At 40.4% G+C, this 15,106-nt stretch carries 15 protein-coding genes; 6 read left to right on the top strand and 9 right to left on the bottom strand.

Annotated features, from left to right (window positions below):
- The first annotated feature begins 120 nt into the window (after positions 1 to 120).
- Positions 121 to 1,026 carry an Arm DNA-binding domain-containing protein gene (locus V7K25_RS01895; RefSeq protein ID WP_335154563.1) on the top strand — a complete coding sequence of 302 codons (906 nt, stop codon included), beginning with the start codon at positions 121 to 123 and terminating at the stop codon, positions 1,024 to 1,026.
- Here V7K25_RS01895 and V7K25_RS01900 read toward each other — a convergent pair.
- Positions 961 to 1,299 (bottom strand): type I restriction enzyme endonuclease domain-containing protein, encoded by a 339-nt coding sequence (locus V7K25_RS01900; RefSeq protein ID WP_442948049.1) that lies wholly within the window; start codon positions 1,297 to 1,299, stop codon positions 961 to 963. The two genes, V7K25_RS01895 and V7K25_RS01900, sit on opposite strands and share 66 nt — an antisense overlap.
- 73 nt (positions 1,300 to 1,372) lie before the next feature.
- Positions 1,373 to 1,756 carry a helix-turn-helix domain-containing protein gene (locus V7K25_RS01905; RefSeq protein ID WP_335154567.1) on the bottom strand — a complete coding sequence of 128 codons (384 nt, stop codon included), beginning with the start codon at positions 1,754 to 1,756 and terminating at the stop codon, positions 1,373 to 1,375.
- A 435-nt stretch (positions 1,757 to 2,191) separates the two neighbouring features.
- On the opposite strand from V7K25_RS01905, the gene modD reads away from it, so the two are divergent.
- The 4 genes from modD to V7K25_RS01925 all read left to right on the top strand — a co-directional run bounded on the left by modD (position 2,192) and on the right by V7K25_RS01925 (position 6,410).
- A complete protein-coding gene (gene modD, locus V7K25_RS01910) occupies positions 2,192 to 3,043 on the top strand; it encodes a ModD protein (RefSeq protein WP_335154569.1) in 852 nt (283 codons plus the stop codon).
- 792 nt (positions 3,044 to 3,835) lie between these two features.
- Positions 3,836 to 4,513, top strand: a complete 678-nt coding sequence (locus V7K25_RS01915; RefSeq protein ID WP_335154570.1) for a hypothetical protein — start codon at positions 3,836 to 3,838, stop codon at positions 4,511 to 4,513.
- 365 nt (positions 4,514 to 4,878) lie between these two features.
- On the top strand, positions 4,879 to 5,817 hold the full coding sequence (gene modA / locus V7K25_RS01920) for a molybdate ABC transporter substrate-binding protein (protein WP_335154572.1): 939 nt from the start codon (positions 4,879 to 4,881) through the stop codon (positions 5,815 to 5,817).
- Between the two features lie 383 nt (positions 5,818 to 6,200).
- A complete protein-coding gene (locus V7K25_RS01925; protein WP_174709889.1) occupies positions 6,201 to 6,410 on the top strand; it encodes a TOBE domain-containing protein in 210 nt (69 codons plus the stop codon).
- 65 nt (positions 6,411 to 6,475) lie between these two features.
- Here the strand turns inward: V7K25_RS01925 and V7K25_RS01930 are convergent, their stop codons facing one another.
- From V7K25_RS01930 to nifH, 6 genes are all read right to left on the bottom strand, one after another.
- The gene (locus V7K25_RS01930; protein WP_335154574.1) at positions 6,476 to 7,234 is read right to left on the bottom strand and encodes a HesA/MoeB/ThiF family protein; all 759 of its coding nucleotides are present in this window, start codon (positions 7,232 to 7,234) and stop codon (positions 6,476 to 6,478) included.
- A gap of 446 nt (positions 7,235 to 7,680) precedes the next feature.
- Positions 7,681 to 8,043 (bottom strand): hypothetical protein, encoded by a 363-nt coding sequence (locus V7K25_RS01935; RefSeq protein ID WP_335154576.1) that lies wholly within the window; start codon positions 8,041 to 8,043, stop codon positions 7,681 to 7,683.
- Between the two features lie 123 nt (positions 8,044 to 8,166).
- Entirely contained in the window at positions 8,167 to 8,535 is a 369-nt protein-coding gene (locus V7K25_RS01940; protein ID WP_335154578.1) for a hypothetical protein, read from the bottom strand.
- A gap of 127 nt (positions 8,536 to 8,662) precedes the next feature.
- Positions 8,663 to 9,973: a nitrogenase iron-molybdenum cofactor biosynthesis protein NifN gene (gene nifN / locus V7K25_RS01945; RefSeq protein ID WP_335154580.1), complete on the bottom strand. Its 1,311-nt coding sequence runs from the start codon at positions 9,971 to 9,973 to the stop codon at positions 8,663 to 8,665.
- Complete coding sequence (nifE, locus tag V7K25_RS01950) at positions 9,973 to 11,412, bottom strand: nitrogenase iron-molybdenum cofactor biosynthesis protein NifE (protein ID WP_335154582.1); 1,440 nt, start codon at positions 11,410 to 11,412, stop codon at positions 9,973 to 9,975. Before nifE ends, nifN begins: the two co-directional genes overlap by 1 nt.
- A 383-nt stretch (positions 11,413 to 11,795) precedes the next feature.
- Entirely contained in the window at positions 11,796 to 12,752 is a 957-nt protein-coding gene (nifH, locus tag V7K25_RS01955) for a nitrogenase iron protein (RefSeq protein ID WP_292789703.1), read from the bottom strand.
- Between nifH and V7K25_RS01960 the strand changes: the two genes are divergently transcribed.
- Complete coding sequence (locus V7K25_RS01960; RefSeq protein WP_335154584.1) at positions 12,751 to 12,882, top strand: hypothetical protein; 132 nt, start codon at positions 12,751 to 12,753, stop codon at positions 12,880 to 12,882. The two genes, nifH and V7K25_RS01960, sit on opposite strands and share 2 nt — an antisense overlap.
- 392 nt (positions 12,883 to 13,274) lie before the next feature.
- On the opposite strand, the gene V7K25_RS01965 is transcribed toward V7K25_RS01960, so the two are convergent.
- The gene (locus V7K25_RS01965; protein ID WP_335154586.1) at positions 13,275 to 14,408 is read right to left on the bottom strand and encodes a substrate-binding domain-containing protein; all 1,134 of its coding nucleotides are present in this window, start codon (positions 14,406 to 14,408) and stop codon (positions 13,275 to 13,277) included.
- Positions 14,409 to 15,106 lie beyond the last annotated feature (698 nt).

The following is a 15,106-nucleotide window of genomic DNA, read 5'->3' on the forward strand; positions in this document are numbered from 1 at the left end:
GTTATTTTGGGTAGTTTGGGTAAAGAACTGGGGTAAAAATGTAAGGTAGAGGTTTTTACCCCAATAAGTAAAACTGGGGTAAAACTGGGGTAAAGGTCTTTACCCCAGTTAATAACCCTTATGGAATCTCAAAAATCTCAAAGTATTGCCCGTCGGGGTTCAGTGCAGATTAAGAACTCTAACGGCAGTCTCCAATTAGTTTTTTCTCATCCTATTATTACGCCCACTGGAGAGCTAAAAACCAAGCGTTTCTATCTTTCAACAAGGCACGATGATACACCTTTTGGAAGACATCAAGCATCGGCTTTGGCGACAAAAATCCAGAGAGATATTGACTATGGAGAGTTTGATGCCAGTTTAGTTAAGTACAAACCAGCAGCATCATTAAGCACCGTTACCCCAATTACCCCAATTACACCTTCACCTAAACCCCAACCAGACTTAGGAGAATTATGGGAAAAATACGCTGAGTTTAAAAAACCACAGGTTAGTCCTTCTACTTATGCGGTTGACTACCGCAAGTATCGCAATCACATTGCTAACTTACCAACTAAAACTTTAGATGATGCGATCGCAATTCGAGACTATTTAGTTGCACATCTCAGTGCTAATGCAGCTAAACGTACTTTGACAAATATAAATGCTTGCTGTGATTGGGCACTCAAGAGTCAGCTAATTGAATCAAATCCCTTCCCAAGTATGGCAAAAGATATCCAAATACCGAAGTCAGAATCGGCAGAATATGAAATTAATCCCTTTAGTAAGGAAGAACGAGATAGCATAATTCAAGCATTTGAGGAGAGCAAACTCTACAGCTACTATGCTCCTTGTTCATTAACTCTTAGTACTTGTGTAAATAATACAAGGACGCGATCGCGCTTTATTGGTGTCTGTCTCTATGCCGCTGCCAGGATTAATGCGATCTGCACTCATTTACACACCCAAACTATTCGCGAGTTATCATCGCGAATAATACTCGCTTCTTTCCCTCTTTTTGCAAAATTGGGATGCTCCCTCCAAAACTAACTTCTCTTTTTTGAGAGTTTTCAGTAATTCTCTTGCAACTTGTTTGACTTCTTGTTCTTCTTGCCTAGTGAGTTTAATTTCTAGTTTAGTCAGTAAGTCAAAAATTGCTAATTCTTCTTCAATCAGATTTTGCGCGATCGCTCTTTTATCTTCAACATCCAATTCTTGAGCAAAGTTAATCAAATCATTGAAGAATATCTGGACGTTACATGAGTCAGCATTGTATTCTGCTATCATCTGCTGGAATTTGTCTAAGTAGGTAGGCAGGAAAATTTAGAACTATGTAACGAAAACTTAAGGGACTTCCAAATAAAAAAATGTTCCAAAACTGAGGCAAAAACTCTCTCTATTTCTTCTCTCTGCGTTCTCTGCGCGGCAGTCGCTCATGGGGGAAACCCCCAAGACCGCGCTGCCTTGTCTCTGTGGTTCGTTTCTTGGAATAATTTATTTCTTGGAAGTCCCTAACCAGAGTCCTTAGAGTTAAATTTAAAACGTTGTGTACTTCCCAAAGTCCTTCTAGACCAAGCTTTTCCCATTTATGTAAAACTTCTCTGACTGTTTGTGGAGTCCAGTTAAAATGAGCAGCTATTTTTTCAACGTACCAGCCATGTGCATTTAGCCTGATCATCTCTGCTCGATCTTTGACTTTCTGTGGTGCATCCGCAGTTCTTAGATTTAATAAAGTTTTATCCTGATCGCGAGTCAGGAATACCCTTAAACGAGCGCCCATATCTTAGTCACCTCGGTAGATGCATTCTCCGTATTTACTTATCTTTACATACTTTGGTTTTTTCACGCCAACTTACTTAGCTGCTTTGGGCAACAAGTTCTCTATCACAGCATAACTGTATGGAACTGATTTCATTGTTGTACGATCAATGGCATCTAAATTTAGTATTCTCAATCTTCTTTGGATTATGTTTGTAATTTACACTATCTGTATGATTGCTAAATTCAAGCTTTATATTATAAGTCAATAGTTTCCAATTTCAGCATTTAATTCATTTTGGCGACTGAGGTATATATTCTTTCTTAACAAAATTATTTTTTTACCAACTATTTGGGAGAATAGTAGTAATTATTACAATTCCTACAACTGAATGAGATTAGGTTTAGTGGGAATCTTGATTGAGCTATTTATTTGTCAGCCGATCATAAAACTAAAATGAGTGTTTTCTTCTCAGATGAGGCGATCGCTAGGTTAATTCAGGAAGATGTTCCTTACCTAGATTTGACAACCTACGGGCTTGGCATTGGCAAGCAACCTGGTGAAATCGAGTTTTCTACCCGTCATTCAATGACCATTTGCGCTACTGAAGAAGCAGCCAGAGTATTAAAATATTGTGGTGCCGAAGTTCATTATCAAGTCGAAAGTGGTACAGTCTGCCAGGAGAAGCAATTAGTTCTTCAAGCTAGTGGCACTGCTCAAGCTTTGCACAGTGGCTGGAGAGTTGCTTTAAATTTGATGGAATACGCCTCCGGCATTGCTTCGCGTACAAGAGTATTAGTAGATACTGCTTCATCAGTAAATCAGTCTGTTTCTATTGTGACTACTCGTAAATGTTTTCCAGGTACTAGAGCGCTTTCCATCAAAGCAGTTCTAGCAGGCGGGGGTTTTTTTCATCGCTTAGGATTATCTGAAACAGTTCTGATCTTTAACCAACACCTGATATTCATGGGAGGTATAGGTGGGTTAATTGAGCGCATGAATGAACTGCGACGACAGTTTCCAGAACAACATATTTGCGTTGAAGTAGATACACCAAAAGATGCTTGGATGGCTGCTCAAGCAGGTGTAGATTTAATTCAGTTTGATAAAATTCCCCTACCAGACCTTGAGCCTCTAGTTTTGAAATTGAAGCAGCAGTATCCAAACTTAAAACTAGCAGCAGCTGGTGGTATTACCTCTGAAAATATAAAGGATTATGCTAGCACTGGTGTAGATATTTTAGTGACAAGTTCACCGTACTTTGGTAAACCGTGCGATATTGCAGTCAAAATGACGATGGCGCAGTAGGCATTTTTAATTTAGTTTGATACTTAAAATTGCAGTTGTTAAAACGCAGGAGTTGAGCCAGAAAGAACAGCGCTTATGCAACACTTAAAACGGAAGTAAATGGGCGTTTTGCGAAGCTCTTAAACAGTTGATGAAATAGAGCGATATAGCCATCTATCGCTCTATTCACTGCATCAGGACTTGTAGCATTTATTTGGTTTATTGGTTGTATACACGGAGTAGTCTAGCCGCTCTATGGTTTTGCTTCAACTATAGTGTCGGGATAACTACAACCCTTCCTCATAACTCGGACAGTTTTCCAATTTACAGGTGAGTCTCACTTATCAAGAGTTTATTAGCTTGATAGTTACCTATTTATAAGGTAAATAACGACAGCTTAGTTTCTATACAATATTAAGCCGAACTATTTTAAAAAGAAATAAAAATTAATTTTGTTCGTGTTTGATTACTATATTAGTTGGTATTTTACTCAATAAGTTGGTATTATCTTCATTAGATTACACAGATACACTTATCCATTTGGAAAAACGCAAATCTAACAAGAGGTTTGCGAATAACTTTAGCGTCAGGATTTATTAGTTTTTAATAACTCATATTAAAAACTAGCTATTTAGTAGTGTTTGGTAAGGAGTTGAAGGTTTAACGATAGAACCGTTTTTATTTTTTCCTAACAGAATCTATTGTCAAATTGCTCAGTTTTGGCGATAACGATACTAATTTTTGGTGAGCAAAAAGCTTTCAGCTAAACAATCTAGTTTTTTCAATATTCAATAGTAAACGGAGAAATGTTTTATGCGTTTTACCCGCACGATACCCATTGCGTCTTTAATGCTATCGATACTGGTTTTATGGCAGCCTACTTTAGCTGACTCAAGAAGTAGTCTTCCCTCAGAGAAAGAAGAAAAAACACCTTCTGTTTGGGATAAAAATAAGTGTCTTGGAGGTGATTCGCAAAGTTTTCGCTTGGGTGGAGAACTCAATAATCCAGCCACTTATAACTTGCAAAAACTGCAAAATTTACAAGATGCTTTAAAAAAACAAAATCCAGCATTAGTTACTGAAATCACTGTGAGCTTTCAAACCGGCTCAGGGCCACGAACAGAAACATACTATGGAATCCCCCTATGGGAATTGATTAATAATCCGAAAGCCGGAGGTGGTCTAAAACCTGGGAATTCTGGGGTGAATAGTAAAAACTCTTTTCTGAGGCAATATGTTCTAGTTGACGCCACAGATTGCTATGGTGCAGTCGTAGCTATTGGTGAAATTCAACCTAACTTTGAAGGGAAAACAGTGCTAGTTGCATTTGCAAAAAAAGGTAATGATGGTAAAATCGTGCCTTTAACAGACGAAGGATTTGCTCGTTTAGTAGTTCCAGGTGACAAAGCTGGAGGTCGTTACGTTAGTAATGTGACAAATATCGTCATATTATCTGCTCCTCCTTCTCCTTTGAAACCAAAATATTTCTGATATAGAGACTAAGGTTGTCAATTTCAATAATATCAGCAATAACTTCTGGAGACATTTGTAAATCTATTGAGTATGACTGGTGTAAAACAAGTTTTACACCCACCATGTCTTCAATAATTAACAAAGCCCAATACAGTTTGGATAAGCTGTTGAGGCAGGGGAGGGAAAAGAGTTATTGAGCAATAATTCTTTTTCAAGAACTGCTCAGTAACTGCTTGCCTCAATTGATAGCTTTACTTAACCAAGGATTGTAAGTAAGAAAGCCAACATTTGTCTATATAAAGTAATTGACATTTATCCAACTAAGTTGGTAACGTGAACCTTGAGGATAAAATACTCAAAAACTTGAAGATTTTAGCGAACAGATGAAAAAATATTTTTTGACAGGTTCTTTGGCAGCTTGTGCCTTTAGTGTTCTGATACCAAACCAAGCTTTTGCAGCTAATCTCAACTTATATGGCGCAGGTAGTTTAAGAAATGCACTAACGGAAGTCAGCCAAGACTTCACCCAAGAAACAGGAATAGGAACGAATACAGTATTTGGGCCATCAGGGATTAGAGAGCAAGCAATAGAAACAGAACTACAACTGGGACAGCCTACTGCTGATGTCTTTGCTAGTGCAGATATTGGAAATCCCCAAAAACTCTACATTAAGGGGTTGAGCAGTCAGCCAGTGGAATTTACTCAAAACCAGATTGTAGCAGTGTTTTCCTCTAAGTATTCTCAGACACAAATTACACCAAATCAGGTGTTAGATTACTTACTAAATCCCAACATCAAGTTGGGAATTGCAACACCTATATTAGATCCTCTTGGAGACTACACTCAACAGATATTTACTCAAGCTAATTCAAAAAACCCTGGTAGTTTTGATACCCTCAATAGTAAAGCCTTGCAATTAACAGGTGGAACGAATTCCCCAATAGTCCCATCAGGACAGGACAGCTTAGTATATTTTCTTGACAAAACTCAGCAAGCAGATGTTTTCTTAAGTTACTATACTGGCGCGATCGCATCGCAAAAAATTGATCCGAGCCTGCAAGTGGTTAGGCTACCAGATTATTTGTCTGTTGCAGCACCATTCGGTTTAACAGTTATCAAAAATGCTGACCCAAATGCACAGAAACTAGCAGATTATATTTTGTCAGAGAAAGGACAGCAAATTTTGCACAAGTATGGCTTTATTAGCCCCACCAAATCAGTACCCGAACCCAACTATATTTGGGGACTATTACTAGCTGCGGCTATGGGTTTAGCACTCAAGAAAAAATTGGCAGAGCCAAAGCAAAAGATACAAGTTTAAAAATTTGGATAAACTGAATCAAAATTGCAGCGATCGGAAAATGATTGTTGGCAGTGGCAATCATTTGTATAGCCCTTACTACGAGTGAATCATTCTAGAAAAATGAATGATAATTAGCTTATGTACCAATAATTATCAGAATGCACCAAAATAATTAAGTAGGCATATTACTAAAAACAGTTTTGAATGAATGTTCTGCCTAGCTTTAACTGTCCATTTTACTATTCCACTATCGACTTTTTCAGCATCTTCTAGTACCAGTCTGATATCTAAGTTCTTCTGTAAGGCTGAAGATATCTCACTAAATGAGGATAATCCAACAATCTCATAGTTGTTAGTATTAATCAGTTCTGAATTATCTCATAACTAGGGAAGATCAAAATATGGAAGTTAGCGCTCGTAATTCCTTAAAAGGAACTATTAAGAAAATTCACGCAGGAGCAGTCAACTCTGAGGTCATATTAGAAATTGTGCCTGGGGTGGAGGTAACTGCAATTATTACCAAGGAGTCAGTAGAGCATCTCCAACTTCAAGAGGGAAAACAAGCGATCGCTGTGATTAAAGCTTCAGATGTCATAATTGCTACAGAATAGCTCGAAATGAGTAGATAAGTTGTGGCGATCCGCTTATAGAGCGATCGCTACAATTATTCAACTATTTACGAATTTTCCGAGCAAGAACGGCTACCACACACCAGACAAGAAGGATCGTGATAAGAATGTCGTTTGGCAAATTCCATTCGCATCAAGTCAATTGTCAGCAGTTGTGACAATAGGGGTTGACTAAACTTAGTAATCAGCTTTATTACCTCTAATGCACTAAGACAAGCTAGTGTCCCAGAAACAGCACCGAGAACCGCGAACCCACGCCGATTCCAATCTGGCTTTTCTGGGAACAAGCATGATAGACAAGGAGTGACGCCAGGAATAATCGTCGTCAGATAAGCTTCCATTCCGTCCATTGCAGCTTCCACCATTGGTTTTTGCCAGCGCACGCAAGCTTCATTGAGCAAGTTCCGCTCTGTGAAATTGTGGGCGCAATCAACAGCTATATCAGCAGATTGCACTAAAGAGTCTACATTCTCCTTTGTAACGTAATCATGAACTGCTTCCACCCGAATATCAGGATTAATAGCTTGCAGAGTTTCTCTGGCTTTGAATACTCTTGGCTTACCTACCCAATCATTTGTCATCAGAACCTGACGATTCATATCATCTAGCCGTAAGTCACCACCCCGAACTAGAATTAGCCGCCCAACACCTGCTACTGCCAAATAAAGTGCTGATGTACCGCCTAATCCCCCTACACCTGTAACCAAAACCGTTGCAGACTTCAAGCGCTTTTGTCCTGCTTCTCCAAAATTGGGAAGCATCATTTGGCGTTGATAGCGTTCTAACTCACTGGGTGTTAAGTTCATCGCTTTTTAATTCTTTATCAGTCGTAAAATTTACCACCTAGTTGGTAGCAAGTATTGTAGTTGTCTATACATTTTCCTAATTTAGTACCTATAAAGTTGGTATTTGTTCCAGGCACTATTAAGGGAGCTATGTGCAAATATAGCGATGTCTACGACGGGCTATGACGCTCTCTACGAGACGCTAAAAGCGAACGCGGACTCGCTACCGCTGCACTAACGTAATTGGTAATTAAAGAACGGGTACAAGCAAGCCCCCACTAATTTTTTAATGGAGAGTTCAAGTTACCACTGATTGCAATTACGAATTATTTTGACAAGGCTGGTTGAGAATTCAACGCACTACTCAAACCATTAAATGTGGAACAGCTTATAAGAGGTAAGCACTAAAAAAAGTGAAATACTACTGCCTTGGTTAATACCAAATTTTCGCCTATTCACCTGTTTGACTAAGCTTCATCATCTGATGTTTCTTCAATCTCGATTTCCCAAGGTTCTCCTTTATAATCTGGTGAAAAAAGGTGAATTTTGGCTTTGTTGGAAAACTGCTTCAGCTTTTTGATGAGTTGGGGAATAGCATCGACTATATGCAGATAACTTTCTATGTCATAACAGATAATGAGTAACATCAGAGGACTAGTATTTATCTTGAAATACCAGTGACAATTTGATAGTAAAACTCGCATAACTGGGCCGCAGGCTTGAAAAAATCGCCTGCAAGTAGCTTCTTCTAATTGCCTGTAGAATAACTCATTAAGTATAGGCGCTCCAGTTGGAGGCAAATCATCTGCGGGAAGGGGGAATTTATTCATAGTAAATAACTAGGATTGGGAATTATTAGTCAAAAAATACAATGCTCCTGCGTGTTTTCATCACGCCATCTTTGAATAGATGGCGCAACAAGCACTTTTGTTGTTGCACCCAAAGTCAGGAAGTCATAGTAAATGTTCTTGTTTTTGTATTACAAGCCATTGCAGTTCTAACCACAAACGCGGATCTGTCTGCTTTACCTTCGACATGGGATCTCGCAGCAGATGTGTAGCATTTAGGCAGATAACTTCAACTAATCCCGCATATTCTGCTACTTCCCTAAGTATAGATATCTGAGCTTTGACAGCAACAATCAGATTGTCAGGGCAATAAATTGTGAAGTATGGCAGAAAGTGAATACGAGGTCTTCCCCAATAAGACTCGATGAGTTTAACATGACAGTGTTTTAGCAATTCCTCGACTTGTGGAAAAGAATGAGCAATAACCGTTTTAAATTCTTTGACTAGCTCTTGTTCATACCAACTTGTGTTCATAGTTATAACTTTCATCCTGAAAGTAACAATTGGGAATTTTGAATTGTGATTTAGTTTTCCTACTAATCATTGATAACTCAGCACTTACCAGCCTTGGCACGAAGATTTTTTTGGGTATTGTTCTGTATTAATGCTTAACCTTTGTTTCCTGCTCTAAAAACAGGTTGCCAATATCAAATAAAAGCTGCATAGTACCTCGATAGCCAACTTTGGTGAACTGAGTGTGATCTAAACGGTCAAAAATGGGAATACCTTGACGATAAAGAGGAATTTTTAAGCGTTGAGCGATCGCCACTCCATGAGAGTTGGTAATTAGTAAATCAGACCCAACCGCCAGTTGCTCAAAGTCTTCCAAATCACCGATAGTGACGCTCTTAATCGGAAGTTTTTCTAACAGAGGAAAGCGTGTCGTTGTCACTGCTGCGTGAATCTCAACTCCTAGCGATCGCAAAAAAGAAACTGTTGACCAAAGTAAATCTGGTTCCAAGGCCAAAGAAACTCGCTTGCAACCAAAGTAAAAGTGATTCTCCAACATCACATATTGTAATTGACGGCGTTGACGGCGGTATTTCTGTGGTACGCTGACACCACTGATATCCGCCAAAGCTTGCAGGAATTTATCTACTGCTGCTAGTCCCGTCAATTCACCAAATACCTCATAAGGTATATTGAATCTCTGCTCCAAAATTTGCGCCGCACCGCGCATACTATCACCTAGTGCCAAAGTGAATACAGAACTGCCAAGCGATCGCAACTGTGCTGCATTTGTGCCATTAGCTGTTATGGCACTAGAAGAATCTTCTATATGACAATCTAGTACACCAGAAAGGTCAGGTACAACAATAGGTACGAGTCCAAAAGAGGTGACAATCTCTTTGATTTCCTGTACATCCCCTGGTGTAAAGGCAGAACTCGCTAAAATAGTGATTTGTGTGGGGCAGGGGTCTTGTTTAGAGCCTTTTTGGGGAATTTCCCTGACTATACTCTCAACTGCGCCAGCAAAGCCATCCTGTAATGTACCTTTGAAATCCGGTGTAGAGACAAGCACAATTGGTAAATAATCCAGTTCTGGGTGACGGTGGCGAATCTCTTTAACAAAGCGTCCCATATCATCACCTCTGGTTTCCACCAGTCCAGTGCTACAAAGACCGATAATTTCTGGTTTGGATCTCTGCACCAAAGTCAAGATTGCTTGTTCAACTCTTTCCTCGCCCCCCAAAATGGTTGCAACTTCTGTCATCGCCGTACTAGAAAGAGGAATCGCCTGACGGAAATGCTGTACTAATACCGCCTTAGTCAAAGCAGTACAGCCTTGAGAACCGTGTAATAAAGGCATGATTCCCTTCAACCCCAAAAAGGCTAAAACTGCACCCAGAGTTTGGCTTTGCTTCAGAGGATTAACTGCAACAGATGTACTCGTAACGCTAATAATCGCCATTAGATTTCCTCCTCTGAAGAAGATAAGGGGGATGAGGAAGTAATTTCTCCCCCTGCTTCCCCTACTCCCTCATCCTCTGACCACGGGGCTGGCTGGTATACTTGTTCCCACACAGGGTTGTAAAAAGCGGCATACAGTTCTCGTGCTACTTCTAAAATTCCTATATAGCCTGCATAAGGATGATTGCGTTCTTGATTAATATCTAGGAATGGAATTCTAGCAGTGAGAGAGGTGTCTTGATGGCGTTTATCAGCAATTAACATATCAGCTTGATTTTCGTTAATTATCTGTAAAATTTCTTCAGGACTATTTTGCTCTAGAATTATGCCATGTTGACCCAGCAAACTTTTGACTCTAATTCTATCCTCCTCAATATTATTCTTAGTCAGAATAGCAATAACTTCCATCCCCAATTTCTTAGCAGCAAAGATAATCAACCAACTCTTGAAACTTCCAATCGAAAGGATAATGCGCTTACCTTGCAATCGGGTAATATACAGAGCGAGTTTTTCATCTATTGCAGCAGTCTCTTCTGCAATTAGTTTTTCTGTACGTTCCTGCAAATCAGGGTTATCCAACTTTGCGGCAATATTTCTTAAACACTGATTGATTGACTCTATGCCATAAATAGACTCTTCAATATAGGGAATGCCATATTTTTTCTCCATACCTTTTGCTACGTTGATTAGTGCTTTGGAGGAGAGTATGACGTTAAGTTTAGCGCGATGGGCATAGCAAACTTCTTTGTAGATAGCATCGCCTGTAATTTTTGCCAAAACTCTGATACCTAATTTCTCCAATAACGGTAGAACATTCCATATTGCACCTGCGATATTATGTTCACCAATTAGGTTGATGTCATAAGGTGTACTAGTGTCTGGTTCAGTTGTTCCAATAACGTGTTCTAGCAACGCTTCACCAGCAACACGATTGCCCAAATTTTGGTTCCCAATAAAGCCAGGACAATGTACAGGGATAGTAGGTATTCCTGTTTTTTCGGTAGCATCTTTGCAAACTCCTTCGATATCATCTCCAATCAGGGCGGTGATGCAAGTGGAGTAAACAAATACCGCCATCGGTTTGTAGCGTCTTGCTAATTCTAAAATACCTTTGTACAGCTTTTTGGCTCCACCGAAGATGATATCGTTCTCATCGATGTCGCTGGTAAAGCGTATTTTGTACAGCATTGAACCAGAAGAGAGACTGCTGTAACTTCCCCAAATACTGGCAGCACAGCCACTTGGCCCGTGAACTACATGAGCAGCATCGGTGATTGGTACTAGGGTAATCATTGCACTATCAAAAGCGCAACTCCCTTGAGTAGTTCCAGGTTGGGGTAATTGTGTGGAGGACTTTTTTTTATGCAGTTTCTGCTGAGGAGCATCTTCAGAATTGGAGTCACTGAGCGAATCGTTAATTTTTCCTGGGGTGGGATTCATTTGTTTGGTGACAATAGGTAGAAGTTATTAGGTGTTAAGTGAATTTTAAAAGGCTTTGATATGATTTTCATTTATTAACCGTGTATCTAAAGGATGGAATAAAAGGGAATGAGAAAAATAGTTTCCCATTCCCTAAAACATAAACACCAACTAGGTTAGAGAAGGAGAAAACAACAACACGAACTAGACTATTAAAGTATTAATGTTGCTGTCTAGACCTGAATAGATTAGTGTTAGCACGGTGAATTGGAAACAAACAGAAGTTAAGATTGGCTATTGGATTACCTCCATTTTAAAGGATTGATGAAAGGGTGGGCTATTTTTGCCCACCTAATATTTACTCTGTATTTAGCACCGGAGTGTGAACAAGAACCTTAATTCTTCTAGCTACCGGAAACTATTTCTACGTTTCCTTTTTTCACTGCTTCTAGTGCTTCGCCTTGAGCGTCTTCTAGCTTTTTCGCAGCATCTGCTTGGCTAATCATTTTTGCAGCATTTTCTTCACTTTCAAGGATGCCGAACTCAATCAACAAATCTTCTAGCTCGTCCATCTCGATGGGTGTGGGAACTGTAAGATTTGTATTGCCGATAATCTTGTCCGCTAATGTGCGGTATTCATTAGCTTGTTTACTGTCAGGTGCATACTCATTCACTGTCATCCGGCGCAATTCGGCGTGTTGCACGATATTGTCACGCGGGACGAAGTGAATCATGTGGGTATTCAATCTGGCTGCTAGGGTGCTAATCAGTTCATCTTCCCGGTCAGTTTGACGGCTGTTACAAATCAGCCCACCTAAACGTACACCACCAGTATGAGCATATTTGAGAACCCCACGAGCAATGTTGTTGGCAGCAAACATCGCCATCATTTCACCGGAGGTAACGATGTAGATTTCTTGGGCTTTACCTTCACGAATTGGCATAGCAAAACCACCACACACAACGTCGCCCAATACGTCGTAGGATACGAAATCTACGTCTGAATAAGCGCCGTTTTCTTCAAGGAAGTTAATGGCGGTGATGATACCCCGACCGGCGCAACCTACACCCGGTTCTGGCCCGCCTGATTCTACGCATCTGATATCCCGGAAGCCAGTGATTACCACTTCTTCGAGTTCGATATCTTCTACAGCACCCCGTTCAGCAGCTAAGTGCAACACGGTAGTTTGGGCTTTACAGTGCAGAATCAATCGGGTAGAGTCAGCTTTGGGGTCACAACCTACAATCAAGATGCGTTGACCCTTTTCGGCCATAGAAGCGAGAGTATTTTGGGAGGTAGTAGATTTCCCAATACCGCCTTTACCGTAGAAAGCAATTTGTCTAATTTTGCCGTCGGACATGATGATTGATCCTGTAATTGTTTGTTTGCTGGGTCTGTCGGTTTATGAGGCATTGGTACTGTGTGCCTACCGAAGGCGTTGGCACTTTGTGCCTACCGGAGGTACTCGCGCTGTAAAATTACAGCAGTGACCTTATGTAGAACGTCGTTGGAGGTGCTCGTTCTACAGCAAAAAGAGTCTGAGGAAAGAACATATTCAAGTTTTAGTCAGTTTTCGTGGGCCATTAGTCATTGTTTTTTCTGACTAATGGCTAGAGCAATAAGACATCACTCAAGGAATATTGCCCTGATTACCATCCGCTCACTCAAATTATTTCTCTAGCGGTAGTAATACCAATTGGAAAAAAGAAAGCTACAGATTCCAAGCCGGAAACTCAAATTGAAATCCAAATTACGAATTGAGCATTATCTATCAGTTGTTGTAATCACAAAGAAGGTTGCTCATACCTAAAGAGTGGTTGCAGCAGGATTTAAATTTACGCCAAGTTTCCCTAAATCACACAACCAACCATTGCAATCCACTCTAAACAGTCGCTACAACTTCCCCAATTTTGCTGATATCGTAACCGCCAAGAATTTCAAATTGGGAGTGAACCATCCGATGTCCCAAAGTACTGAGCAACTGCTGTACTGGTGCTTCTTCTAAATATTCCTTAAGAATCACCAAATCATATCGTGACCGATGTAAAGGGATAAATCCCAGCCCAAAGGCGGTAGCTACAGATGCCGTACTTATACCTGCATCGGCAACTCCTCTGACTACAGCTTGAGCAACATCTTGGTGAGTTTTGAGTATATTGTCAAAGCCCTGAACAGCATCGAACGGTATCTGCTCTTTTTGGAGTGTTTGTTCCAAAAGCATCCGACTACCAGAACCGATTTCGCGGTTAACAATAGTCGCTCCCCCAGCAACTAAGTCACTAACTGTTCTAATTCCCATTGGATTGCCAGACTTCAACAAAAGTCCCTCCTCCCACACACCAAGGGTAATCAGAACTGCTTCCCTCCCAGCCAGAACATCTCGAACAAAGGGAGTATTATACTCACCAGTTTCAGGATCGTACAGATGCATCCCAGCGATGTGCGCCTCACCTCTGCATAGACTGTGCAATGCAGCCATGCTGTTGGCGAAGTTATATTGGACTCGCAGTTGAGGATGCCAGCGTTCGGTGGCTCTTGCCCATAGTGAAATTACAGGGGCACAACCAGCAATCACAACGGTGTTGTGAAGTGTGTCGAGATTATCGTCTAAAAGACGGACTCGAACTTTATTTGTACCTGTTTGACTACTGCCTTCACCATCAGCCGGAATCATATCTTGGCGAAAAGCATCCTTACCAATCAAGGGATAAGCTATCCATTGTCCTCCCACACGAGCCACACTAACTCGTAGTTGCTGACCATTCGGAACAGGTTTGGCAAGAACGGCTTCAATTTCAGGTAAATCCCGCTCTAACCAGAATAGATCCTCTACTTGACAGCCAAGCGCTTTGGCCAAGCGAAGTGTTATGGCAACTGAGGGAGCATATAGCCCCGACTCTACACCACTAATAGTCTGACGAGTCACACTAGCGATGTTAGCCAAATCTTGTTGGCTCATGCCTAAGCGAGTTCTAATCGACTTCAAGTTATTACGGAGGTCACTATCCTGCTTCATTGGCTTTGTCTCTTGGTTTCAAAAAGCCGTAGCGGATTTAAATATTGCATCTGCCAAGGCGAAAGTCTGGTCTAGGAGTTTATATCATTCTCTTTGACGAGTTTTTGTGCTTTCGCTGTCTTGATTCCCCATATAAAAAGACTATCACAGAAATTGCCAGTTTGCTTGCCAAGCGCAAATTATTTTTGCGGATGGTTACTTTTTACCTGCTATTTTGGCTCAAAAGCCCCAAATTTCGATAAACAGAGCATTTGTCTAGCAGGAAATTTATACCAATTAAATTGGTATAAAGTAGTATTCAATACAGTTTTAGAGATTAGTTTCAGCTTTGATGCTTGATAGGCGAGTAATGCAAGCCGTAGAAAACATACTACTAACCAATGAGAGTTCTTTGGGGTAAATCTTACCCTGACAAATTAGTGCTGTAGTAGAACAAAAAAACCTACTCAAAGAAGTAGCAGAATACCTGGGGCTAGTCGAGGTTGTTTGGTTAAATGCCAATAATTTGATGCGTACTCCACTCTCAAATCTCAAATCTCAAGCAAACTTATCCCAGTTGTGGTTAAATTTGTTGTCGATTGTCATTCAAGAACAATAATCTAGTAACTGTACGTTCGCTCATTTTTGAAGGCAAGAGGAATTAATGCCTTACTGTGTAAGGTTTCAAGGTGATTGTGGAGATCCTAAAACCATCACCG

This window comes from Nostoc sp. (assembly GCF_036919495.1).
In the GTDB taxonomy this organism is placed as follows: domain Bacteria; phylum Cyanobacteriota; class Cyanobacteriia; order Cyanobacteriales; family Nostocaceae; genus Nostoc.